A 25,445-nucleotide genomic window follows, 5' to 3' on the forward strand; every position below is an offset into this window, starting at 1 on the left:
GTTTTAATAATAAATTTAAAGGAGCGATTGAATTGAATTCATTAACGATGTTTATAAAAAATGATGCACAAAAAGAAGTCATTGAAAAATTACACACATTAAAAGAGGGAATTCAAGCACGCGGTGCAGAGGCTGATCGTGAAAATAGTTTTCCATCCGAAAGTTTTCAAGAACTACTGAAAATTGGTTATAACAAACTTACATTACCGAAAGAGTATGGTGGAGATGGATTCGGTATTTCAGAAATGATTTCTTTTCAAGAAACATTAGCTAGTTTCGATGGTGCAACAGCTCTTGCGATTGGATGGCAACTTGGTGTTGTCGGTGAAATTTATGAAAAGAAGAAATGGTCTGAAGAACAGCTACAACATTTTGCACAAGAAATTACACAACATCGCGCACTTGTAAATCGTATTGCGAGTGAAGCCGTAACAGGAAGTCCTACTCGCGGAGGACGTCCTGGTACAAATGCAGTGTTCATTGATGGAAATTGGCATATTTCAGGAAGAAAAAGTTTTACAACGCTCTCATATGCACTCACACACTTTTTAACTTCTGCATGGATTGAAGAAAAACAAGCAATTGGTTTCTTCTTAATTCCAAGTACATTAGACGGATTAACAATTGAAGAAACATGGGATATGGTCGCGATGCGAGGCACTGCAAGTCATGACTTAATTCTAGAAGATGTAATCGTTCCAGCAGATGCACTTGTAGAAGTGAATGATGGCCCTAGAAGTAATAATATCAATGGTTGGGCGCTTCACATTCCTGCTGTTTATTTAGGAATTGCACAGGCTGCACGTGATTATGCACTACATTTTGCACGCACATATCAACCGAACAGCTTACCAACTGTTATTGGTGAATTACCACATGTACAAGATAAATTAGGTCAAATCGAAGTGAAGTTAAAAACAGCTCGTCACATTCTTTATAGCGTTGCAGACCACTTTGAACAACCTACAACACATGATGCGGCTGCACAAGATTTAGGTCTAGCAAAACATGTTGTCGTAAACGATGCAATTGAGATTGTTGACTTAGCGATGCGTATTGTTGGCGCAAAAAGTTTACAAAGTCAAAACCCATTGAACCGTTATTATCGTGATGTTCGTGCTGGACTACACAATCCACCAATGGATGATATGACGATTACAAAACTCGCACAAAATGCATTAAAAGAAGGACAGGAGGTAAAACATTCATGACACAACCTTATTTTTTAATTGGTCAAGAAGATGCACCAGTTACATTTGAAATTTTCTATAATCTATCTTGCCCTGGAAGTGCAATCTTTTATAAAGATGCCAAAAAATTATTACCACCTTTAGTAAAAGAAGGAAAAGCAAAAGTCATTTTATACTTTTATGATAAGCCGCGTGAAGAACTATTATTAGGTACACTTGTACATCTTGGTCTCCAATACGATCAGCCTGAAAAATCACTTAGAATCATTGATGATTTATTTGAAACACAAGAAGAATGGCTACACTTAACACAGCACGAATTAAAAGATTTACTTGTTTCTAAATATGATTTGGAACAAGAAGAGATTGAAGAAAATACAGAAATTAGTTTAGCTGTTACAGCAGAAGCCATTAAGCGTGGTGTAAAAAGTGTACCTACACTATTTATTAATGGTGAAAAATGCACATTTAAAGAGCGCCGTATTTATAGTGAACTACCTAAGTATGTCGAAGAAGCTATTCACACACATATGTAAAAAGAAAGGATTAATCCAGCAATTAGTATGGATTAATCCTTTTATTTGAAATTTTATATTTATATATCATTTAATCTCTATGATGATTGTATTTCATAATTAAATCAAACACTGCTTTTTCAAGCTCTTCTTCTGAGTTTTTTGTGCGCAACGTTCAGTAGCTTTCTACTTTTTCTATTACATATTGTATGTCGTTCTTTTGTTTTTCTTCCATTTCGCATTCTGGTTCTTCTCATGCATATTCCATCACCCTTCTTTCAAAAATTTATTAAAATTCTCTTAAATTAAAGTGTATTTTCGCATTATTTCTCAGGTAATAAACTGCTTCAAAAGCATAGAAAATAGAAAAAAGAGCGCTTAGACATATGCCTAAACACTCTCTTCTCAAATAATATTTTAAAATTCTCCACTTAATTCTACAAGAATTTTAGCCTGCGTTTTATCATTTGTTAATGCTTCAAATCCAGAAGCAACAATTTCTTCTAAATGAATTTTTGACGTAATAATCCCTTGAGGTTTAATTTGTCCCGTTCCCATTAAATCAATTGTTTGTTGGAACGAAGTTGGTGAATAAGCAATTGTAGAAGTTACTTTTACACCTGTATTTGTCAACATCATTGGATTCCATTCAATTGGACGAGCAAAAATCGATACAATAACCATCGTACCACGCGCTCTTGTTACTTCAATAGCCGATTGGAATGTTGGTCCTACACCTGCTACTTCAAATGTTACATCAACACCATCTGGCACTTCTTTTCGAACAGCTTCAGCTGGCTTTACTTTACCTGAATTAAAGATATGGGTTGCACCTAATTCTTTTGCTTTATTTAATCGTTCATCTGATAAATCAAAAGCTAAAATTTTACTTGCGCCAGCTGCTTTTGCTGCAATGATTGTTAATAAACCGATTGGACCTACACCAAATACAGCGACTGTATCACCAAAACGCATATCAGCTTCTTTTACAGCTTGTACAGCAACAGCCATTGGTTCAACCAATGCTCCATCTTGTAAAGTTAATGACTCAGGTAAGGCATATACATTTGCTTCTGGTACATTTGCAAAATGTGCAAATCCACCATCACCACTTAATCCAATAAAGCTAAAACCATCATAAATATCTAATTCTTCATGTTTTTTACCATATGTTAAAGTAGGATTCACAACAACACGATCACCGACTTTATACTTCGTTACATGTTTTCCGACTGCTTCTACTACACCTGAAAATTCATGTCCCATCGTAATTGGAGCGACTTCACCAGTTAAATCGTTTGGTGCATCAACAGGAACAAAAACTGGGCCTTCTTCATACTCATGTAAATCTGAACCACAAATACCTGCCCATGCAACGCGAACCGTTACTTCATGGTCACGTAATTCTCTTAGTTCTTTTTCTTCTACACGAATGTCTTTCACACCATACCATACTGCTGCTTTCATACTATCCTACCTCCTACAAAATGATTACTTACATTACTAGTGTAAAGTAAAAAGCAGGAAAAAAACAAATATTTAGAATTATGTTTGCTATTTTAAATGTTTTTTTAAAATTAAATTATGGCACAATAAAAGAAAGAGGTGTTCAATATGATTATTAGCAAAGTCGCTATTACAGGCTATAAAGCGCAGGAACTCGGCATTTTTCAAGAAGACCACCCCGGTGTTCGAGTCATTCAACAGGCTTTGGAGGAAAAGCTGCGTTCTTTAATCGAACAAGGTTTAGAATGGGTGTTGTTGAGTGGCCAATTAGGTGTCGAAACATGGGCAGCAGATGTTGTCATTTCGCTACAAAAAGAATTTCCACAACTACATTTCGCCATCGTCACACCATTTTTAGAACAAGAGAAAAATTGGAACGACGTAAAAAAAGAGAAATATCAAGAAATCATGCAACACGCCAATTTTACAAGCAGCATTACAAATCGACCTTATGAAGCACCGTGGCAATTCGTTGAAAAAAACAAATGGTTTTTAACACATTCCGACGCACTATTAATTGTGTATGATGATGAAAATGAAGGTTCTCCTAAATACATGTATGAACTCGCACAAAAGTATATGGAAAACCATGCTTATGAATGTATCAAAATAGATGCTTACGACTTGCAAATGATTGCTGAAGAAATTCAAATGAAAGAATGGAACAATTAACGTGATTTTTAAACAGACAAAGAGGCATTTCATCATAGCGAAATGCCTCTTTTGATTAAACCTGTGTTCCTTCTATTGTATATTGTTCAAACTCTTCTTCTAAACGTTTTAATAAATCATGCGCTTCATATGCTTCTAAAACATAGCGCATTAATACTTGATCTTCTTCATGCCCGGGGATATGCAGTAGCTTCTTACATAGTGCGCGTCTTCCAAGATGCAATGCCAACATTGTATAATTCATACGTTTGCGATTTTCAAGACGTTCCTCCACTACTTCAAGCGCTTCTTCATAACGTTCAGCCTTAATTAATAATAGTGATAAGTTGATATTATAAATATCTTTTAACTGATCTACCTTTTCGTGCTTCTCATAATCTTTTAGCCTTTCAAGTACACGCTGCGAAAACGCAATCGTCGTATCAAGAGGATACATAAAGAGAATCGTATTAATTAAACGAATATCGTATAAATACCATTGATCATACTTTTTTAACCTTCTCCAAATTGGTTCAATGAGTTCGCGCGCACGATCGAAATCTTCTGAATCTGATACGACTAATAAGGCATCACAAAGAAGATGAATCTCACGTAATTCTAAGTCATCACCTTGTTTTAAATAGTCCATTGCTTTTGTTTTAATCTTTTTTAATCTCTCTGGGTCATTATAATTCAGTTGAAAGAACTCATTTAAAATTTGTTGTTTTTCATTATAATTATAGCCATTGCTTATAAATTCAATTTCATCTGGTGTGACATTTAAACGGTTCGCAATTTTCAAAAAACCAACTGCGTCTAAGTCCCTTGTACCTGCTTCTACTTTTGAATAAACACCTTGTGAAATAATCTTATGCGCGACATTTAACTGGCTATGTCCACGATTCAAGCGAATCTCTTTTAATACTTGCCCCAACTCCACTTTTAAAACACCCCAAATCTCTTTAACCTTCTCTTAATGATAATAAAAAATACCTTAAAATGCGAGTAGCACTTAAAGGTATTTCGTCGCTTAAGCGTGTTTTTCTGTTGTAGAAACAACTTCTTCTTTCATTTGAACAGGAGCCGACTCTTCGATTGGTGCTTTTTCATCACGTCTCCAAGGAATCATATTGAAGATTATATTTAAAACAATCGCTGTTAATGAACCTGCTACAATCCCGTTACTTGTTAAGATGCTTAGTGAACCTGGTAAGAAATTAAAGATGCCTGGTTGAACTGTTACACCTAAACCCATACCAACTGAACAAGCAATAATCATCGCATTACCTTCTGATTCTACTACTGCACGTCCTAACATTTTAATACCTTGAGAGATAACCATACCGAACATCGCAATCATTGCACCACCAAGAACTGGTGTTGGAATGATTGTTGTTAATGCTGCTACTTTTGGTAAAAAACCAAGAGCAATAAGCATAACAGCCATAATTCCGATTACAGCGCGATTTTTAACGCCTGTTAATTGCATTAAACCAACATTTTGAGAGAAGGCAGTATAAGGGAAGGCATTAAAAATACCACCAATAACAGATGCTAAACCTTCTGAACGATAACCACGTGCTAAGTTTTTACTATTTACAGGTGTTTTTGTCATCTCACCTAACGCAAAGTAAGAACCTGTTGATTCAACTAATGATACAATCGCAACAATGGTCATTGTCACAATCGGTACAAGATTGAATTCTGGTGTTGCAAAGAAAAATGGCTTAACCATGTGTACCATATCTGCATTACGTACATTATCAAAGCTTACGAATCCCATAAATGATGCAACAACTGTACCAACTAATAAACCGATTAGAATCGCAATTGAGCGCATAAAACCTTTTGAGAAACGATAGAATAAAATAATAATCGCAAGTGTTAAAAATGCTAATAATACATTTTCCGATGATGCGTAATCTGGGCTTGTTGAATCACCACCAGCTGCGTTATTGAATGCTACTGGAATTAATGTAATCCCGATAATCGTTACAACTGAACCTGTAACGATTGGTGGGAATAACTTAACTAATAACCCGAAAATACCACCAATTAATACAACAATTGCACCCGAAGCGATAACTGCTCCATAAATTGAACCTAAACCGTATTCTTTACCGATTGTAATGATTGGTGTCACAGCTGTGAATGTACAACCTAATACAAGTGGTAAACCAATGCCGAATACTTTACCGCGCATAACTTGAAGTAATGTCGCAATACCACACATTAAAATGTCGATTGAAACTAAGTACGTTAATTGTTCAGGTGTCATACCAAGAGAACCACCAATAATTAATGGTACGAGGATTGCACCTGCATACATTGCTAATAAATGTTGAAACGCAAGAGTCGTTAGTTTAAGCTTGTTCATCTGAAAAGTTGCCTCCTAAGCAAATTGTACTTTCCCGTTTTCTAATGAAGAGATGATGGCTAATGAATTTACACGGTGACCTTGATCACGAAGTGCTTGTCCACCTGGTTGGAATCCTTTTTCGATTACAATTCCAATACCGCTTGTTGTTGCACCTGCTTGCTCTACAATACTTAATAAGCCTTTTGCTGCTTCACCATTTGCTAAGAAATCGTCGATAATTAATACCACATCATCTTTATTTAAAAAGTCTTTAGAAACTGAAATGTCGCTTGATACTTGCTTCGTGAATGAATACACTTCTGCTGAGTAGAAATTGTCTGTTAATGTGACAGATTTACGTTTGCGTGCAAACACCACAGGGATTCCTAAAATTAAGCCAGCCATAACCGCTGGTGCAATACCTGAAGATTCGATTGTTACGATTTTTGTTAAACCTGCATCTTTATATAAATCAGCAAATTCTTGACCAATTTGTTGCATTAACTCTGGATCGATTTGGTGATTTAAAAATGAATCTACTTTTAAAACTTCTGTTGATAATACTTTACCGTCTTTAATGATTTTGTCCTGAAGTGCTTTCACTATGAGGATCTCCCTTCAAATTCAAATTACCTTTTTTTAATAGATGCAATCTCCTCATATAAAGAAAAGCTCAAAGTTATTGCCCCAATTCTTCTACGAGTGGAGCAATAACTTTGAGCTTTTTCATATATATACGAAATAGACACTAAATCATGCTTCCTCATAGTCAATTCGTTTACGGCAAATCGGTAGAGACTCGTGGGCCATATTCCCACTATTATATGAGTGAATGCGTGTGTATGTTTTTTTAAAGAATGTACAAATTATATCACGGGAAATACTTTTTACAACTAGATTTCTTAAATTAAAAATATTCTGACACGAATTGAGCATATTTAAGCTGAAAATAAGAAAATAGAGCCTTATTATGAACATTTATATTAGTTATTTAATTTTTCGTTCGTGATTAACCATTAAAATGGATGAAAAAGGAAATAAATAAATTTAAATAACATTTTAATGTTGTTTATATTTTTTGCATAATTTTCTCTATTATTCATGATTTTCTTTTTAGGAAATAATTCAAAATTCATTATTTCTACATAAAAAAGCACTCGGAAATCCCGAGTGCTTTTTGCTATTCTTCTGTGTAAAGACTTTTAGTTGGTTCTACATCTGCCTCTGTTAATTTAACCACTTTCGTTTTGTTTTTGATTTTGTAACCAAACCATAATAAGAAGAAAATTGGTAAACCAATATAAGAAACAAGTAGTTCATACCAACTAAATTGCCCGTCGTCAAATGCAAAGTAACTTTGTCCAAAGACTACTAATGCACATAAGATGAATGCGAATAATGGACCGAATGGGAAGAAGCTTGATTTATATGGTAATACTTCATCTAAGCTCTTCTCCTGTGCGACCAGTGCTTTTCGGAAGCGATAATGACTAGCTGCAATACCTAGCCATGCGATAAAACCACACATACCAGAAGCACTTAATAGCCAAATATATACTTGTTCACCGAAAATAGATGTTAAGAATGATAAACTTGCAACGATGACTGTTGCAATCAATGCTGCAAATGGTACACCGCGACGGTTTAACTTTTTAAAAATCTTTGGTGCTTTACCTTCCATCGCTAAATCCCAAAGCATACGAGATGAAGCATATAATCCAGAGTTACCAGCAGATAAAATAGCTGTTAAAACAACTGCATTCATAATCGAAGCTGCAAAAGCAATACCTGCATTTTCGAATACAAGCGTAAACGGACTTGTCGTAACCGTCTCTCCATCATTGATTAGACGACTATCTGTATAAGGAATTAGTAAGCCAATCGCTAAAATGGCTAAGATATAGAATAATAAAATACGCCAAAAGATTTGTTTCACTGCTTTTGGAATCGATTTACCTGGATCTTTTGTTTCCCCTGCTGTAATACCGATTAACTCTGTTCCTTGGAATGAGAATCCTGCTGCTAAGAAAATACCGAGTGTTGCAAAGAACCCACCATGGAATGGACCATCACCTGCAAAGAAGTTCGTAAAACCTACAGGTGCTTTACCTCCTAAAATACCAAAAATCATTAAAATACTAACGATTAGGAAGATGACAATTGTCGCTACTTTAATGAATGCGAACCAATATTCACTTTCACCAAAACTTTTCACCGATAAGTAGTTTAATAAGAAAATAATAGCTAAGAATGATACACTCCAAATCCATGAAGCTGTATCAGGGAACCAATATTTCATAACAATTGAAACAGCTGCAATTTCAGCTGCGATTGTAATTGCCCAGTTATACCAATAGTTCCAACCTAATGCAAAGCCAAGTGCTGGATCGATAAACTTTGTTGCATACGTACTAAACGAACCTGAAACAGGCATATAAGCTGCCATCTCTCCTAAACTTGTCATTAAGAAAAACACCATAATACCAATTAAACCATATGCTAATAGCGCTCCACCTGGTCCAGCCTGTGCGATTGAGTTACCACTTGCAAGTAGTAGACCTGTACCAATCGTACCACCGAGTGAAATCATCATAATGTGACGACTTTTCAGACCTCTTTTTAGAGTTGTAGGCGCTTCTTGACTTACTTTTGTACGACTCATTTCATTTCCTCTTTCCTTTTATTGCAGGGAATATGTTAGTTGAGGTGTTCGTAAGTGATTATTTCCTGGAAAATAAAAATACCATCTCAAGCAATCTTGGATGGTTGTAATCACACAATGACACTCATCAACCTTGAAAAAGATAGCTCAACACACCCTCACAGATGTGACAGTTCTGCACCTATTAAGCGACAGCCCCAGCAGTTGATTGTAAAAGCAACCCACCACTTCGGCAAAAAATCCTTTCATATAATGTCACCAATGCTTTTACATCTCGATTATACTACTTTTATTTTTTGCGACCTCTACCTCATCGAACGGATGAGGCATTGCAATATTTATATTATTTCTACTATTATCTTAATATATTCTACAGACGAATTCAAGACATAAAAACTCTCAACTATTATACAATTAAGACTTTCGTGAAACGAATTTATTATTGAATAGGTAGGGGCATAATGTTACGATAAATCAAATTATATATAGGAGGAAAGTTATGTCACCTACAGAAAACGTTGCTTCAAAAAAACTAAAATGGACTTCAACAACATGGCTTCTTGTACTTGGAATCGTCTTCATTGCATTAACACTTCGCTCTCCCCTAACGTCTGTTGGCCCCGTAATCGAAGATATTCGAAACTCATTACATATTTCAAATGTAGTAGCTGGCTTTATTATAACCATTCCTCTACTTGCATTTGCTGTCGTGTCACCAATCGTACCGAAAATATCGCGTAGAATTACGGTTGAACGCTCTCTATTCTTATCAATGATTATCTTAGTCGTGGGTATGGCACTTCGTTCAAGTGGCGTGACGTCGTTATTATTTATCGGTACTACCTTAATTGGAATCGGAATTGCATTTGGCAATGTACTATTACCTAGTTTAATCAAACTTAAATTTCCATTCCAAGTAGGTTTACTTACAGCAATCTATACAGTCGCAATGAACTCATCTGCTAGTATTGCTGCTGGTGTGAGTTATCCGTTATCAACATTGTCATTCGGTTGGCAAGGTTCTTTAGGTGTGTGGATTATTTTAGCAATTGCTGCTGTTTTCATCTGGTTTCCACAAACACGAAATATCTCTAAAGAAGAAATTGCACCGACTACTGCTCAAAAAGAAAAGAAACAAATGTGGCGCTATCCACTCGCATGGGTCATTATGATTTCGATGGGTTTCCAATCGATGATTTTCTATACAACTGCGGCATGGGTACCAGAAATGTTTAAAGAACAAGGTATGACAGCTGCTCAAGCTGGATTAATGTTCTCCATCATGCAAGTATCCCAAATTCCAATGACCTTTATCACACCGATTTTAGCCGGTCGTCTAAAAGACCAACGTCCTGTTGTTGCGCTATTTGCAGTCTTTTACATCATTGGATTTGCTGGATTAATCATGGGCTGGACAGATTATTCTGTTGTCTGGATGATTCTATTAGGCGCTGCAGGCGGTGCTTCATTTAGTATGTGTATGATGTTCTTCTCACTTCGTTCACGCGACTCATTCGAAGCAGCAGACTTATCTGGTTTCGCTCAATCACTTGGCTACTTAATCGCCGCTGTTGGGCCTGTACTCTATGGTTTCATTCACGATGTTTACCACAGTTACGATGCAGCAAATATTATGTATATTTTCGTTGTCGCAATCTCTTTAACTGCAAGCTTCATTGCAGCGAAAGATCGTTACGTGACAAATGACTAACTAAAAAAAGCTAGGATTTATGTATGAAATATACATGGAACTGACCTAAATTAATTATTTATCTAATAAACGAAAAAAACTAGAAATGATGATATTAAACACCATTTCTAGTTTTTTCATTTTAAATTATTTATAAGCCACTATCAATTATTAATTTATACTGCTCAGAATCAACTTCATGCTGTAAAATGAAAAATTCATTATTTGAATATGTTATATCTTCTTTTTCTGGATTTACATTGTATTTAGATTCTAGAATTTGTTTCTTAAATTGATTATTGTCTAGTGTGAAAATATAGAATTTATTATTTTCCAATGTTATAAATGAATTTTCATCATAATATTTTAGATAACCTATATTTACTTTATTTTTATTTGGAAAAGCATTGATATTTTTTTTATTTTTTAAATCATAAATCATTAATTTATTTAAATCTAAATCTTCGTCATCTAGATATTCTACATAGGCAATAAAATTCTGATTAACTAGAGTTGGCCATCCGGCTGCTGTTGTTGGAATAGGATATGATTTCAGTTTATTTTTCTTAATATCATATGTTTTAAGGACAGCTGTTTTTGATTCTTTTTCAACATATACCATGTTGTCATTTTTAATGAAATAGTCTGAATTTAACCACTCATAATTTTTGATATTTTGAACTTTTATTTCTTTTTGTTGTTCTAAATCATATAAAATCATTGAAGTTTTTTCAGTATCTTTAATATGTTCTGTCCACGTAACATATTTTCCTGAGATTTCAGGGAATTCTTTACTGATTTTATCATCTGTAGAGCCAAATGAAATTGTTTGTTGTGTTAATTCGTTAAAGGCATATAATGTATTGTTTTCTCCAAAGTCATCACCATCTACCCAAATAATCCATTCTTTATCAGCTTTTAGACCTTGTGTAGCTGCAACTGGATATTTCGAGTGAAAGATTGTTTTGTACTTTCCGTTTTCTCGGTTTATTTGAATAACTTGATTAGAAATAGAATCTGAATTTGGATCATCTACAGTAGCGTAAATAAATTCTTCTGTTGTAACATAGCTTGTTGGTTCTGTATAAGGTAATTTGATTGTTTTGTTTTTTTCTTCATCTTGTATAGTTAAATAATTTGTAGGGTTTTTTGTTATATGTTTTGTTTTATTTTTTTCTTCTTTTGAAAGTATTGTTAAAAAGATAACAATAATAATTAGTAATACAATAATACTTAGAAATAATATTTTTTTCTTCAATTAGTCCACTCCAATTACCAAATCATTACGGCATTATTGCCTTCAACATCGGCATTATACACAGCCTTTGTAACACCATTGCTCCTAGCCTTTTTATATTTAAGCTTCTTTTTTAACAAACGTCCAGTAATAGAATGGAATACTACATAGTGTAATCGCCGCAATAATATGAAATACACCCATTTGAAATTGAATTAATAGCCATCCACCGAGAATTGGTCCTACAAAGCCACCAATATTTTTAAGCTGTGACGCACCGAGATACGTCGCTTTTCGGTCTTCTGGCGCAATCTCCTCAATGACGGCATTCATCATCGGGAATGCGAAAATCTCACCAATTGTAAAGAGAATCATCGCAATAATAAACATCGTCCAGCTCTCTGAAATATTAAATAGTACAAAACCGATCGCAAAAAATACAATCCCTAAAATTAATGTTCGAATCGTTGAAATTCGCTCGCTAATCATACTCAGTGGTAACTGGAGAATAAGTACAGCAATCGCATTTATTGCAATTAATACCGAATACAATTTTACACCATCATCTAATGTCGCATTGACAAACTGTGGGAGTGTCGAATCAAACTGTGAGTAACCCACCGAAACTAAAATACCTCCTGCAAGTAATAATAGTAATTTTCGATCGGCGAAAACCACTTGAAATACAGCCGTAATACTTTTCATTGTTTTGATTGTCGCTTGTGTCGCATATTTCTTCAAAATAAATACTAGTGCAAAACCATACAACGCGTACATAATCGCTGTAATAATGAATGGAATTTGTGGATTGGATAGCGCTGCTAACCAAACACCTACTAATGGTCCGATTACTGCTGCGATATTAATCGCTGTATAACGAACAGAAAATAAGCGACGGCGTTTTTCGGGTGTCGTATAATCCACCATCAATGCCTGTGTTGCAGGTTCAAAAAATGAACGACAAAGTCCATTCAATGCACTCAAAAATCCAAAAATCACGATAGATGTTGAAAGTGCAAAGCCTAAAAAAATAAGTGTCCAGCAAAAAACAGATAATAAAATAATAAGTTTTCGACCAAATCGATCGGTTAAATAACCTCCCAAAAAACCTCCAACCGTTGCAAGTAATGGCGCAAGACCGATGATTATACCAATTGTCACAGGTTCTGCATGTAACTCACTATGTAAGTAAAGCGCAAGAAATGGAATTGTCATAAAACTTGCGATACGGGTGAAGATTGTTCCTAATAAGATATTCCAAACGACGGGGTGAAAATATTGTATGACTTTCAAAATATCCCCTCCTCTATTATTTCAATAGTATATAAAGGAATAAAATGAAAATCTATCATTATTTCGACTGACAAAATATTTTTACGTGAAAATAAAAAGTCCGAAGCAGAATATTACCTACTTATCGGACTTTTCATTTATTCATGATTTTGCATAATACGTGCTAAAATTTGTTTTTCTAGCTTTGTTAATTGTTCATCATCAAAACCACGTGGTCTTTTAGCGTCGTTACGAATATCTAATGCAACAACACCATCTTCTATGAGAATAATGCGATCGCCTAATTTCACAGCTTCTTGTACATCATGTGTCACCAACATTGCTGTAAAGCCTTTTTCTAACCATAATTGTTCAATTAAATTTTGCATATCTAAACGTGTTAATGCATCTAGTGCACTTAACGGTTCATCAAACAATAATAAATCTGGGTTATTTACTAAAGCTCGCGCTAATGCCACACGTTGTTGTTGACCACCTGAAAGATTAGAAGGCCATTGATCTTTGAAATCACTTAAACCCACTTGTTCTAATGTATGCGCTGCTTTTGTTTCCCAATCTCCTGCTAAGCCAATCCCTACATTTTGAATTACTTTTTTCCAAGGTAATAAACGCGAATCTTGATACATCATTCGAACATTCGTTTTTGCTTCTTTAGGAGATAGGCCATCAAATTGAATTGTGCCCGAACTAGGTTGATCCAATCCAGCTGTTAAACGTAATAATGTACTTTTACCACTACCACTTTTACCGACAATTACTAGAAATTCGCCTCTTTCAATTGTGAGAGAAATTTCTTTTAAGACGGTTTTTTCACCAAATTTTTTCACGACTTGTTGTAATGTGATTTCTACACCACTTTTTGATTTAACAGGTGTTATTGGACGAGCTGTGACGACCATGTATCTTCCTCCTTTTTAATAAGCCTTATGCCAACGCAAAGCCTTTTTTTCGCCAAATCTTGCTAATAAATCTGCTAATTTACCAAATAACGCATATAAAATAATCGTAATAATGATTATATCTGATTGCATAAATTGTTGAGCTGTTGTTGCTAGATAGCCAACTCCTCTTGTCGTTGCAATTGTTTCAGCTACAATCAATGTCATCCACATCACACCTAATGAATAACGTAAACCAACGAAAATAGATGGTAATGCACCTGGCAGTAATATCTCTTTAAATAATTTAAAGCCTTTTAGTCCATACATTCTTCCCATCTCAATATAACCAGGATCAATATTTCGGATACCATGTAATGTATTAATATAGATTGGGAACATCACACCGATAGCTACCAAGAAAATTTTTGCTCCTTCATCAATACCAAACCAAATAATAACAAGTGGTACAAGTGCTAGATTCGGTACATTTCGAACCATTTGCAACGATGTATCTGTAAAAAGAAAGGAAAATTTTGAAAGTCCATTGGTAATACCTAAAATAAAACCAACTCCCCCGCCAATCAGTAAACCAATAAATGCTCTACCAAGACTTCCTTCTAAGTGATATAGTAAGTCTCCTGAAATAACTAATTGATAAAAGCTTTTCAGTACTGTTAAAGGAGCAGGAACCAGTTGTGTCGAGACAATTTGAAACTGTGTTACTAATTGCCATGCCCCAACAAATGCGATAGGGATTAGCCAAGGTATAAAACTCCACTTCTTTTCTTTCATTTGCCTCACTCCTTATTTGGTATCTTTGACACGTTCAGAAACATTAATTTTTTGTGGAATTAACCCTACTTTTGTATAGTAGTCTGCTTGCGCCTGTTGTGTTTTAATAATTTTTTCATCTAAACGATCTAAACCATAAGTACGGCGATCAATCGCACGCTTAATCACTTTTTCATTAATTCCTAAAGCTTTTGAAACTAACTTAACAACTTCAGGCTTATTTTTATTTGCCCACTCATCTGATTCAGCAATCGAATCTAAAATCACTTCAACTAATTCTGGGTGTTGCTGATTAAATTTTTCGTTTGCATAATAGAATGTACGATTCGGGTAGTCATAGTCTTTCCCTTCTGTTAAATTAACAGTATCTAAATCTGTTTCAGCTCCTGCAAAGAAAGGATCATACGTGCCAAGCGCATCAATTGCTTTCGTTTCAAAAGCTGTTCTTAATTGAGAAGCATCTTGTAGATAAACCCATTCAATATCATCGACTTTTAACCCAGCATCTTCCACTGCTAACATTGCTAGATAGTGATGATTTCCACCTTTTAATACACCTACTTTTTTACCTTTTAATTCTTTAATATTTTTAATGCCTGAATCTTTTAAAACCAGTAATCCAATACCCTCTGGATTTGGTTTATCTGCTCCTACATATACGAAAGGTTTGTTACCTGCTTGCGCTGTAATACCTGAACCATCAGCAGCATGACCAAAATCGATATTCCCTGTAAATAACCCTTCCAGTAAAGTTCCACCATGTGAAAATTCACGCCATTCTACTTTGTAACCTTTCTCTTTCAAGTTCTTTTCTAAATAGCCACTCTCTTTTAAAATGTTAATTGTATTTCCCTTTTGATAACCTATTTTCACAACTTTATCGCTATCTGCTGCAGCATCCGTATCTTTAGATTTTGAACCACATGCTGTGAGAACAAGTAATACAAGTGTAATGACTGTTAATAAAGTTAATTTTGTTTTCTTCATAAAAATCCCCTTTTCTTATAAAAATACTTGGTTTTAATGTCTACTTTTTTAATAAATAACGGCCATTATGTGCTTCAAATAATTTTTCTTCATTAAATCCTTTTAAATTAATTTGAAAAGGTACCTCACCTTTTGTTAGCAATGTATTTTTAATGACACCTTCACCTACAGGTTCTGCGAAATACAATTCTCCTCCATTTAGAGGAATCGTTACAATCTTGGCTTGAAGTGTCTGGTCTACATATGTTTTACCAACTGGTTGTTTGAAATAACCACCCCAACGTTTAGCTGTTTCTTCTGCATTTTCCACTACAAATACGACACCTTCTAATGCTGTATTCGGTAGTTGCTGATCAATTACTCCCTGCTGAATTTGTTCATTACGGCGTTCTTCATCTGATTGATTCCATTGAATAATAAAAGGAAGTGGCAACTTATTATTTTCTTCACCTATATAAAGTAATTGCCAATGAATTTCGCTACCATCTGGTCTTTTTCGAAACATTGCATCTGGCCCTGTAACGGTTAGACCTGCTTCTTTAAAATGTGCAGCTGCTTTTTGAATATCATCCGTACGAATTGCGAATCTTACAAAACTTTCTTCAAAACCTTGCTCAATAATTGTTTCTATCATACTATGATGTGCTGGATTACTCTTACGTACAAGTTCTTCGTCATATGCACCAAGATATTCAATGTAACTTAAATCAAAATAGCTTAATGCATTATACGTCCCTCGCCCTTCATGTCTTCCTCCTTCAACTGCATGAATATTTTGTTTATTTAGTTCATGGATAAATGCTTCTGGTTGATTCAAAAAGTGTACAACATGGTCAAATTCAAATTTCGGCATGAACTTCTTCCTCCTTTAGTACATAATGTGCTGCAATTTTTAAAAACATTTGTTGCATATTTAGTAATGCTTTTTCATCAAAGTCGAATTTAGGGTGATGATGTGAAAATTGTGTACTTTCCTGCTCATTGTGAGCACCTACTCTAAAGTATGTTCCTGGTCTCTCTAATAAATAATAAGAAAAATCTTCAGCTCCCATAACTGGTTGAAGCGCCTTTACTTGTAAATCTGAAGCAAGCTGTGTAACTAATTCAGATTCTACTGGATGATTATACAGTGCTGGATAACCATTTATGTATTCTAAATCGTACGTTGCATGCGCTCCTTCAGCTGCTTTTGACACAATTAACTCAATCTCTTCTTGGATTTTGGTGCGTACATCATTTGTCATTGTACGTACTGTACCTTCGATTACAGCAGAATCTGCAATAATATTAAATGCACTCCCTGACTGAAAAATTCCCACAGTAACAACCGCTGGTGAGAAAGGATCGATTCTTCTCGATACAATTTGCTGCAAGTCACTAATTATTTTAGAACCGAGTACAATTGCATCTTTTGTTTCATGTGGTCTTGCACCGTGACCTCCTAATCCCTGTAATGTAATCTTAAACCGATCAACTGCAGCCATTTGATAGCCTGCTCCAATTGAAATAGTTCCTGTAGGTTCAGAAGTATCAAGGTGTGCACCGAAAATGACATCCACACCTTCAAGTGCTCCTTCTTCAATCATAAATTTCGCACCGCCTGGTGGTAATTCTTCTGCCGGTTGAAAAATAAATACGATTGCGCCATGTAGCTGTTCTTTACATTTAGAAAGTACTTTTGCAAATCCTAAGAGAGCAGCACTATGTCCATCATGTCCACAAGCGTGAGAAACACCGTCATTTTTTGATTTATATGCTACATCTTTTAAATCTTGAATCGGTAATGCATCAAAATCAGCTCGAAAAGCAACGACTGGACCAACTGACTTCCCTCTTAATGTAGCGACAATACCATGATCTCCTATATTTTCTTTTATATCTAAAGGTAACTTTTTTAATTCATTTAGGATAAATTGTGATGTTTTTTTCTCTTTAAAAGATAATTCGGGGTGCTGATGTAAATACCTTCTCCACTCAATTACTTCTGGTAACTGCTCTTCAAGCTGAAATTGCACTTTTTGAATCGCTCCATTCATAAAAAATCCCCTTTTAATTATTATACTTATCAATTTACTAGGTTTTAATATAATTCGTATCATAATATAAAGAATAAATAAAAACAACCTTTTTATCCAAATTTTATAAAATGATTTATTTTTCTTAATTTAAAATAAAAGAGTACTTTTATAATACTAAAAAGAGAAACCATCTGTTTACAATGATTTCTCTGAATTTCTCTTAATGCTTTTCTAAATATCTATCAATTTGTCGAAAATGTTTTTCGTCGTGCTCAATTAATTGTTGAAAGTATTGCACCATCGTTTGTTCTTTTTGAACAATTTTCACGACTCTGCGCCAGCTTTTATCAGACATCTGCATAATCTGTGTAATTAACATTTTTCTTACTTGAATAAAATAACGTAATATTTCATATGTTGGAATTTGACAAATATCCTTCATATACTTTTCAATGTGTACATCAATATTATAAATAGGAGAGACTGGAATACCCTGGATTAAATGCGGTAATCGTTTTTTCAAAATAAACTGGTCCCAAGCAGTTAGATGACCTATTGTTTCAAATATACTCCACTTATCTACTTCCATTGGTATGCGTAGTAGATAATCTGACAAATCAATATAACGAATTACTCTTTGAATACTCCCACGCATCAAAGTAATAATTCGTTCTTTACTGTAAATCATGTTTCTGTTCCTTTCGAAAACTATTTTTCTAGGTGAAATGGCTTCTGTTGATAAACATATTTTGGTGATTTTTTTGTATTATTATAAGGACGATGAAAGATGTGTGTAGTTGCAGGTGACAAAGGTGGAATTAGCCATGTCCAGTTCCCTGTCACATCACGACCTTCTTTTTCTTCTTGTTGTTCAAATAATTGAAACTGCTGTGCTGCTGTGTGGTGATCAACAATGCTCACACCCGCTTGTTTATAAGATTCTAGCACTGCATAATTCAACTCGACTAGCGCGCGGTCTTTCCATAGCGTATGCGCTCTTTTGGCTTCAATACCAATCGCTTCTGCTACTTGTGGTAAAAAGTTATAACGATCTTCATCTGCTAAATTACGTGCGCCAATCTCTGTTCCCATATACCAACCATTAAATGGCGCCGCTTCATATGTAATACCGCCAACTTCATATCCCATATTTGAAATAATCGGAACCGCATACCAGCGCATACCAATTTGTTCTACTTTAGGATACTGACTATGTGTGATTGGAACTTCTAAAATAGCATCTTTCGGAATCGGGAACATTTTAGGAGGTCTATCATCCACTTGAATAACAAGTGGTAGAACATCATATGGTTGATTTCCCATAGGAAAGCCCAGTTCATGAAATTTTTTAGTTACATCAAGTGATACGGTATCACCAATCACCTGTCCGTCTTTTTCATAACCTGCATATCGAATTAATTGATCGTTCCAAATACGCACACGTCCAGGTGCAAAAATAGAAATCGTTGGACGAATTTTCCCATCATTTGTTGCATAGCGAATATGCTCGACTAGCGCTTCAAAAATTTCTTCTTCATCTTCTAAATGTCTACGGTCGAACACATGTAAACTATTCCAAAATAAGCGACCAATACATTTATTACTATTACGCCACGCAACTTTTGCGCCATAAACTAGTTCTTCTTCTGTATGAGTATATGTACCTGTGCTTATAATTTCTTCTTCTATCTCTTTTAAGCGTTGCTCAATTGGTTTCTTCATTTCTTTTCCGAATTGTTTTATAAAAGCACGTGCTTTTTCCAACATATAGAACACCTCATTTCATACTTTACCTATCATAAAATAATCTACTGTGAGATAAAAGACTAATTTAACTAATTCGAAAGATGTACTTTAAATACTTGTAAACATTTGTCCACATTTTCAATTACATCTTTTTTCTCATTTAATTGAGAATAATAAATAAATCATTTACAAAACTACTTATATTATAATTCGCAAAAACACATTTTTCTTTTAAATAAATGTTTATTTATGTTGTAAATAGGGAATAATACTCGAGGTGATGTTTTATTTATAGGAATTCCTTAAATAGAATGATTATTATTTACTTTTAATTATAATGTATGTTACAGTATGTTTATAGCTTGTTATTGTCTACAGTTCGCTGTAGAAATCTTATAAATTTTCAGGAGGTATTATTTTATGGCAGAAAACAAAAATACAGACCATCAACGCTTAACAACTGCGACAGGTTCACCTGTTGTAAGCCACTCAAACAGTATGACTGCTGGTAAACGCGGTCCTATTCTTTTACAAGATGTATTTTTAATTGAAAAACTAGCAAACTTTAATCGTGAAGTAATCCCTGAGCGCCGAATGCACGCAAAAGGTTCTGGTGCATTCGGTACATTTACTGTAACAAATGATATTACTAAATATACAAAAGCAAAAATTTTCTCAGAAGTAGGAAAGCAAACAGAGATGTTCGCTCGCTTCTCAACAGTAGCAGGCGAACGTGGTGCAGCAGATGCTGAACGTGATATTCGCGGTTTCGCTTTGAAATTCTATACTGAAGAAGGAAACTGGGATATGGTCGGAAACAATACACCTGTATTCTTCTTCCGTGATCCACTTCACTTCCCAGATTTAAACCACGTTGTTAAACGTGATCCAAAAACAAATATGAAAAATGCGAATTCCAACTGGGATTTCTGGACAATGTTACCTGAAGCTTTACACCAAGTAACAATTGTTATGTCTGACCGTGGTATTCCAAAAGGTTACCGTAACATGCATGGTTTCGGTTCTCATACGTATTCAATGATTAATGCAAATAATGAACGTGTTTATGTAAAATTCCATTTCCGCACACAACAAGGAATTGAAAACTACACAAATGCAGAGGCTGCTAAAGTAGTAGGCCAAGACCGTGAATCATCTCAACGTGACTTATTTAACGCGATTGAAAAAGGTGATTTCCCGAAATGGAAAATGTACATCCAAGTGATGACTGAAGAACAAGCGCGTAATCATCCTGACAACCCATTCGACTTAACAAAGGTCTGGTATAAAGCAGACTATCCATTAATTGAAGTTGGAGAATTCGAATTAAATCGTAACCCTGAAAACTACTTTGCGGATGTAGAGCAAGCAGCATTTGCACCATCAAATGTTGTACCAGGTATCTCATTCTCACCTGACCGTATGTTACAAGCTCGTTTATTCGGGTATCAAGATGCAGCACGTTATCGTTTAGGTGTAAATCATCACCAAATCCCTGTTAATACACCAAAATGCCCATTCATGGTGTATCACCGTGATGGTCAAGGTCGTGCAGATGGTAATCGTGGCTCTGCAATCTCGTACTTCCCTAACAGCTATGGTGCGTTACATCCACAACCAGAATATAAAGACCCTGCACTTGAATTAGATGGACCAGCAGATATTTATGACTTCCGTGAAGACGATGATAACTACTTCGAGCAACCAGGTAAGTTATTCCGTCTGATGAGCGACGATCAAAAACAACAATTATTCAATAATACTGCTGAAGATATGGCTCCTGTTGAAGATTTCATCAAAGAACGCCATATTATCCACTGCTACAAAGCAAATCCTGCTTACGGTGAAGGTGTAGCTAAAGCATTGGGTATGGATATTTCAAAAATCGACTTGAATAAAGAGATTAAATACTTCTAATAAAGTTAAAAAGAGAGCTTGGATTAATGTTCAAGCTCTCTTTTTCTATTGGATTATTTATTTTAAATGATAAAATAATGGAAACAAATTTTTACGGGGTGAAATGAATTGAGCGAAACACCATATAATCATTTAGAAAACGCCACATTTGAGACACTCATGCAATTACTTGAAATCGGTCATGAAATTGAATTTACTTATAAGAATAAAGAATACTTCATTTCAAATTTCCAAGAGAGCCGATCATTAATCGTAGATTCAGAAGAAATATGCGATTATACACATGATAACCATCAATTTGTGCAAATAGCCAAAATTAATGGTATAACCATTGAGGAGTTATTTAGAAAACATAGCGATGAAATCGAGTTCGGCACAATTTATTAATAAATAAAAAGTGCTTTAACATTTTCCTATGCTAAAGCACTTTTTGCTATTTCACCAAATCTTTAAATTCATTCCACTGATATAAACGTGGATAACGCGTCGCCTCTTGATTATATGATTGATCTTTAATTAATAACATTGTATCAATGCCAACTAATGTATCGAGTACAGCTGGTTTATCATCAATATAGTAGTCGAGATGTAGATTACGAATTGTATCAATCTTTTCGTGGTCTTCCATACCACAGAAGAACCTGGTATCTACTACCGGAAATCCTTGCGCCTTCATCCATTCACGTGTTTTTTCACAATAGTGTTTTGGACGTGCTGTCACATAAAATACTTCATGCCCAGCAGCTACTAAACCATTCACTACTTCTTTTGCCATATCAAAAGAGGAACAGTTTGTGAAATAGATGTCTTCCATTGTATCTTGCCACATCTTCTTACCTTCTTCATTCGTTAAATCAAATAAAGAATGAATCGCTACGGTTTTCAATTGCTCAAACGCTTCAATCGAAGCTTTTCGCCCTAACTTTTCTTCATATAAATAAAAGGCATGTCGACGTAAATCAATTAATGTATCGTCAATATCAAAACCAAATCGCATCGAACTTCCCCTTTATACATGTACTAAAAACTGCGCTGCAAATTGTTGTTCTTTCTCTCTTTGTAGCGCCTGTAATTTTGTTACTTCATCCTTGCGTTGACGCTCACATGTAAGTAACTAAAGTCGTTGAATTGTTTGTTCATCAATCAACTCAGCTAATGCCACAGCGTCCTTTAATGCTTCATTTAGACCATATGCGCCTGTTGGTGTCATCGTATGTGCAGCATCCCCCATTAGAGCGAGCCCTTCTGCTCCCCAACACTCTGTTTGACTACTAAATACGTCAAGCACGACAAAATCCTGCCAAGACTGTATATGGAACTGTACTGCTTCACGCAAATCCGGAAAAGCCTCTACTAACTTCGTAATAAATGGTTCAAACGGTTGTTTTCTTAGTTCCCCGTAACTACCTTCTTCGATATGCCATCCGATTTGTACATAACCATTCGTTTGCGCAAATAGCGAAATTTGCATACCGTCAACAAGAGCCATTTTTATAACGGGTTCATAATTTGTTGGAGCCGGAATACGCGCCCACAATAAATCAAAACCATGTTTACGAATTGTCGGGTGAATCTGTGCTTTTTTTCGTACAGTCGAATAGCGTCCATCCGCTCCAATTACTAAATGGCTCATGACCGTCAGTTCCATATCACCTTGTTTTGCTTTCACACCAATATAACGTCCCTCGTCATTTTGCAGTAATTCTGTTACGCGTGTATTGAGCTGATATTCAAATGTTGGATAAGCCTCTGCTTGCTCTAAAATCGCTTCAAGTAGATGTGCTTGTGGCACATGAATACCTAAATGCCCCACCATTTCATTTGGGAAAATCGTTTTAAATTTCTCACCTTTTTGCCAATACTCTACCGCTTCCATCTTTAATAAACCACGTTTTTCAACAGCTTCATAAAGTCCATATGACTTTAAAATTGCTTCACCATCTTCATTAATATGTTCACCACGAAAAGCACGCGCTAATTCATTTGTACGCTCTAATAAGAGTACAGTAATCCCTTTTTTCGCAAGTAAGTAGGCGAGTAACATCCCACCAGGGCCACCGCCTACAATACTTATATCTACTTCTTTATACATTCGTTGTTCAATCCTTCTTTGGATACGCAATAATGCGTAAATCTTCTCCAATTTGCTCCACTTGGTCAAATGATAACGGCATCGCTTCATCAATTGTCTCAACATCATCACCTGTAAATGGTGTAATCGAATGACGACCACCCAATATTTTCGGTGCAATATAGACAATCATTTGGTCAATCAAGCCTTCACGCAAGAATGACGCATTAATTGTGCCGCCACCTTCAACAAGTAAATCTGTAATTCCTTTTTCATAAAGTACTGGTAAAACTTCTTGTAAGTTTAGTTTGTCATTCTTTATAGATGCATAGATGAACTCTACACCTGGATATTCTTTCGTACGCGCTTCATGTTCTTTAGATGTCACAATAATTGTAGGTGCAACAGTAGTATCAACGATTTGTGCATCTGTTGGTGTACGTAATTGACCATCTAATACAATACGTACAGGATTTCGACCTTCACGTCCGTCTGCTAGACGTGTTGTTAGTGCTGGATTGTCATTTAAAACTGTCTGACTACCTACAAGAATTCCATCTACTTCATGACGCAATTCGTGCACATTAGCACGTGCTGCTTCGCCTGTAATCCATTGTGAATGTCCATTATAAGTCGCGATTTTCCCATCTAATGTCATCGCAAATTTTGAGCGCACAAAAGGGAGTCCTGTCAGCATATTATGAATAAAACGTTCATTTAAACGACGGGATTCTTCTTCTAGTAAACCGACTTCCACTTCGATTCCGGCATCACGAAGTAAGCGAATACCCCGACCAGCTACTTCTGGATTCGGATCTTGCATCGCTACAACAACACGTTTCACGCCTGATTCTTTTACTAAATTTGCACAAGGTGGTGTTTTACCGTAATGCGAACAAGGTTCAAGTGTTACATACAATGTTGCGCCTTTCGCATGATCTCCTGCCATACGAAAAGCATGCACCTCTGCATGTGGTTCTCCTGCTTTTCGATGTAACCCTGTACCAACGATGATACCATCTTTTACAATAACAGCCCCAACAAGTGGGTTCGGGTTTGTGTTACCTTTTGCGCTCGCTGCCAGCTCAATCGCGAGATTCATGTAATACTGATCGTTCTGCATTATCGACACCACCCTCACCTAAGATATGACCTGCTTTTTTCACTTTTGTTTCTAAATAGTAACGGTTGCTGTCTGTTGCTCCACCCCATAAAGGAATATGCCCTTTTGCAGATAAACCATGTGATTTTAACGCTTCTAACTTTTTCGGATTATTCGTAATCAGTGTTACAGGTTTTTGACGTAACACTTCAAGTACTTTAATCGCATCCTCATAAGAACGTATATCATCTTCAAAACCTAGTTCATGATTCGCCTCTACCGTATCAAGACCATCATCTTGTAATAAATAAGCAAGGGATTTAGAGAATAGACCGATTCCACGCCCTTCATGGTCAGCTAAATAGAAAATCGCACCACAACCATGTTCGACAATCATTTTCATCGATTCATGTAATTGATAGCCACAGTCACAACGTTGACTACCAAAGATGTCCCCAGTATGACAAATACTATGCATACGAATAATTGCATCTTCAGAATTCGCAAAATCACCATATACGAGTACAGATGACTGTTGTCCGAAAGCTAGATTCATAGATGGTAGTAGTTCAATCATTTCTTCTTTTGATACAGATGAAGGAATATTTTTCCAACAATACCACTGAAATGTTGCTTCAAAATCACCCTGTTTGATTGGTAAGCGAATAGGACCTACAACGCTTAATTTTTCATTTTCGTTACGTTCTGTAAATTGGATTTTATTTAAAATTTTATTGTTGATTGTCACATGAATTCCCTCATTACACTTTTATTTTTTTAATCAGTGTCTGTGATTTAATTTAAATAAGGCGCCATCATTTGTCTAGT

24 protein-coding genes and 2 riboswitches are annotated in these 25,445 nt (G+C 35.4%); of the genes, 6 read left to right on the forward strand and 18 right to left on the reverse strand.

Going from position 1 to position 25,445, the window contains the following annotated elements; genetic code table 11:
• Window positions 1-47 precede the first annotated feature (47 nt).
• Window positions 48-1,211 carry an acyl-CoA dehydrogenase family protein gene (locus KGI01_RS05325; RefSeq protein WP_068457573.1) on the forward strand — a complete coding sequence of 388 codons (1,164 nt, stop codon included), beginning with the start codon at window positions 48-50 and terminating at the stop codon, window positions 1,209-1,211.
• Window positions 1,208-1,726 (forward strand): thioredoxin domain-containing protein, encoded by a 519-nt coding sequence (locus KGI01_RS05330; protein ID WP_141273826.1) that lies wholly within the window; start codon window positions 1,208-1,210, stop codon window positions 1,724-1,726. Before KGI01_RS05325 ends, KGI01_RS05330 begins: the two co-directional genes overlap by 4 nt.
• Before the next feature lie 396 nt (window positions 1,727-2,122).
• On the opposite strand, the gene KGI01_RS05335 is transcribed toward KGI01_RS05330, so the two are convergent.
• Window positions 2,123-3,172, reverse strand: a complete 1,050-nt coding sequence (locus KGI01_RS05335) for a 2,3-butanediol dehydrogenase (protein WP_141273827.1) — start codon at window positions 3,170-3,172, stop codon at window positions 2,123-2,125.
• Between the two features lie 150 nt (window positions 3,173-3,322).
• Between KGI01_RS05335 and KGI01_RS05340 the strand changes: the two genes are divergently transcribed.
• Window positions 3,323-3,883 (forward strand): SLOG family protein, encoded by a 561-nt coding sequence (locus tag KGI01_RS05340; RefSeq protein WP_141273865.1) that lies wholly within the window; start codon window positions 3,323-3,325, stop codon window positions 3,881-3,883.
• 55 nt (window positions 3,884-3,938) lie between these two features.
• Here KGI01_RS05340 and KGI01_RS05345 read toward each other — a convergent pair whose 3' ends face one another.
• The 4 genes from KGI01_RS05345 to KGI01_RS05360 all read right to left on the reverse strand — a co-directional run bounded on the left by KGI01_RS05345 (window position 3,939) and on the right by KGI01_RS05360 (window position 8,883).
• Window positions 3,939-4,802 (reverse strand): helix-turn-helix domain-containing protein, encoded by an 864-nt coding sequence (locus KGI01_RS05345; RefSeq protein ID WP_170214738.1) that lies wholly within the window; start codon window positions 4,800-4,802, stop codon window positions 3,939-3,941.
• A 90-nt stretch (window positions 4,803-4,892) separates the two neighbouring features.
• Window positions 4,893-6,239: a nucleobase:cation symporter-2 family protein gene (locus tag KGI01_RS05350; protein ID WP_141273829.1), complete on the reverse strand. Its 1,347-nt coding sequence runs from the start codon at window positions 6,237-6,239 to the stop codon at window positions 4,893-4,895.
• 15 nt (window positions 6,240-6,254) lie between these two features.
• Entirely contained in the window at window positions 6,255-6,824 is a 570-nt protein-coding gene (locus KGI01_RS05355) for a xanthine phosphoribosyltransferase (protein ID WP_141273830.1), read from the reverse strand.
• 143 nt (window positions 6,825-6,967) lie between these two features.
• Window positions 6,968-7,069: riboswitch (purine riboswitch) on the reverse strand.
• 332 nt (window positions 7,070-7,401) lie between these two features.
• Window positions 7,402-8,883 (reverse strand): amino acid permease, encoded by a 1,482-nt coding sequence (locus KGI01_RS05360; RefSeq protein ID WP_141273831.1) that lies wholly within the window; start codon window positions 8,881-8,883, stop codon window positions 7,402-7,404.
• 135 nt (window positions 8,884-9,018) lie between these two features.
• Window positions 9,019-9,199, reverse strand: a riboswitch (Lysine riboswitch).
• A gap of 183 nt (window positions 9,200-9,382) precedes the next feature.
• Between KGI01_RS05360 and KGI01_RS05365 the strand changes: the two genes are divergently transcribed.
• Window positions 9,383-10,594, forward strand: a complete 1,212-nt coding sequence (locus KGI01_RS05365; RefSeq protein WP_141273832.1) for a CynX/NimT family MFS transporter — start codon at window positions 9,383-9,385, stop codon at window positions 10,592-10,594.
• A gap of 130 nt (window positions 10,595-10,724) precedes the next feature.
• On the opposite strand, the gene KGI01_RS05370 is transcribed toward KGI01_RS05365, so the two are convergent.
• The 9 genes from KGI01_RS05370 to KGI01_RS05410 all read right to left on the reverse strand — a co-directional run bounded on the left by KGI01_RS05370 (window position 10,725) and on the right by KGI01_RS05410 (window position 19,548).
• Complete coding sequence (locus KGI01_RS05370) at window positions 10,725-11,831, reverse strand: hypothetical protein (RefSeq protein ID WP_141273833.1); 1,107 nt, start codon at window positions 11,829-11,831, stop codon at window positions 10,725-10,727.
• Window positions 11,832-11,930: 99 nt separating this feature from the next.
• Window positions 11,931-13,103: an MDR family MFS transporter gene (locus KGI01_RS05375; protein ID WP_174795792.1), complete on the reverse strand. Its 1,173-nt coding sequence runs from the start codon at window positions 13,101-13,103 to the stop codon at window positions 11,931-11,933.
• A gap of 137 nt (window positions 13,104-13,240) precedes the next feature.
• A complete protein-coding gene (locus KGI01_RS05380; RefSeq protein ID WP_141273835.1) occupies window positions 13,241-14,002 on the reverse strand; it encodes an ATP-binding cassette domain-containing protein in 762 nt (253 codons plus the stop codon).
• Window positions 14,003-14,017: 15 nt separating this feature from the next.
• Window positions 14,018-14,776 (reverse strand): ABC transporter permease subunit, encoded by a 759-nt coding sequence (locus KGI01_RS05385; RefSeq protein WP_141273836.1) that lies wholly within the window; start codon window positions 14,774-14,776, stop codon window positions 14,018-14,020.
• 12 nt (window positions 14,777-14,788) lie between these two features.
• Window positions 14,789-15,763 carry an aliphatic sulfonate ABC transporter substrate-binding protein gene (locus KGI01_RS05390; RefSeq protein ID WP_141273837.1) on the reverse strand — a complete coding sequence of 325 codons (975 nt, stop codon included), beginning with the start codon at window positions 15,761-15,763 and terminating at the stop codon, window positions 14,789-14,791.
• Window positions 15,764-15,803: 40 nt separating this feature from the next.
• Complete coding sequence (locus KGI01_RS05395; RefSeq protein ID WP_141273838.1) at window positions 15,804-16,616, reverse strand: VOC family protein; 813 nt, start codon at window positions 16,614-16,616, stop codon at window positions 15,804-15,806.
• Window positions 16,603-17,799 (reverse strand): M20 metallopeptidase family protein, encoded by a 1,197-nt coding sequence (locus KGI01_RS05400; RefSeq protein WP_141273839.1) that lies wholly within the window; start codon window positions 17,797-17,799, stop codon window positions 16,603-16,605. Before KGI01_RS05400 ends, KGI01_RS05395 begins: the two co-directional genes overlap by 14 nt.
• A gap of 202 nt (window positions 17,800-18,001) precedes the next feature.
• A complete protein-coding gene (locus tag KGI01_RS05405) occupies window positions 18,002-18,469 on the reverse strand; it encodes a DinB family protein (RefSeq protein WP_141273840.1) in 468 nt (155 codons plus the stop codon).
• A 20-nt stretch (window positions 18,470-18,489) separates the two neighbouring features.
• On the reverse strand, window positions 18,490-19,548 hold the full coding sequence (locus KGI01_RS05410) for a nitric oxide synthase oxygenase (protein WP_141273841.1): 1,059 nt from the start codon (window positions 19,546-19,548) through the stop codon (window positions 18,490-18,492).
• Between the two features lie 399 nt (window positions 19,549-19,947).
• Between KGI01_RS05410 and KGI01_RS05415 the strand changes: the two genes are divergently transcribed.
• Together KGI01_RS05415 and KGI01_RS05420 are read left to right on the forward strand one after the other, a co-directional pair.
• Window positions 19,948-21,444, forward strand: a complete 1,497-nt coding sequence (locus KGI01_RS05415; protein ID WP_141273842.1) for a catalase — start codon at window positions 19,948-19,950, stop codon at window positions 21,442-21,444.
• A gap of 108 nt (window positions 21,445-21,552) precedes the next feature.
• Complete coding sequence (locus KGI01_RS05420; protein WP_255314740.1) at window positions 21,553-21,831, forward strand: hypothetical protein; 279 nt, start codon at window positions 21,553-21,555, stop codon at window positions 21,829-21,831.
• 46 nt (window positions 21,832-21,877) lie between these two features.
• Here the strand turns inward: KGI01_RS05420 and KGI01_RS05425 are convergent, their stop codons facing one another.
• From KGI01_RS05425 to KGI01_RS05440, 4 genes are all read right to left on the reverse strand, one after another.
• A complete protein-coding gene (locus tag KGI01_RS05425; RefSeq protein ID WP_141273843.1) occupies window positions 21,878-22,441 on the reverse strand; it encodes a 5' nucleotidase, NT5C type in 564 nt (187 codons plus the stop codon).
• Between the two features lie 117 nt (window positions 22,442-22,558).
• Window positions 22,559-23,536: an FAD-dependent monooxygenase gene (locus KGI01_RS05430; RefSeq protein ID WP_307723176.1), complete on the reverse strand. Its 978-nt coding sequence runs from the start codon at window positions 23,534-23,536 to the stop codon at window positions 22,559-22,561.
• 7 nt (window positions 23,537-23,543) lie between these two features.
• The gene (ribD, locus tag KGI01_RS05435; RefSeq protein WP_141273844.1) at window positions 23,544-24,638 is read right to left on the reverse strand and encodes a bifunctional diaminohydroxyphosphoribosylaminopyrimidine deaminase/5-amino-6-(5-phosphoribosylamino)uracil reductase RibD; all 1,095 of its coding nucleotides are present in this window, start codon (window positions 24,636-24,638) and stop codon (window positions 23,544-23,546) included.
• Window positions 24,601-25,359, reverse strand: coding sequence for a GTP cyclohydrolase II (locus KGI01_RS05440; RefSeq protein WP_255314742.1), 759 nt, complete (start codon window positions 25,357-25,359; stop codon window positions 24,601-24,603). Before KGI01_RS05440 ends, ribD begins: the two co-directional genes overlap by 38 nt.
• Window positions 25,360-25,445: the final 86 nt, after the last annotated feature.

It is taken from the genome of Kurthia gibsonii (genome assembly GCF_006539985.1).
Lineage (GTDB): Bacteria > Bacillota > Bacilli > Bacillales_A > Planococcaceae > Kurthia > Kurthia gibsonii.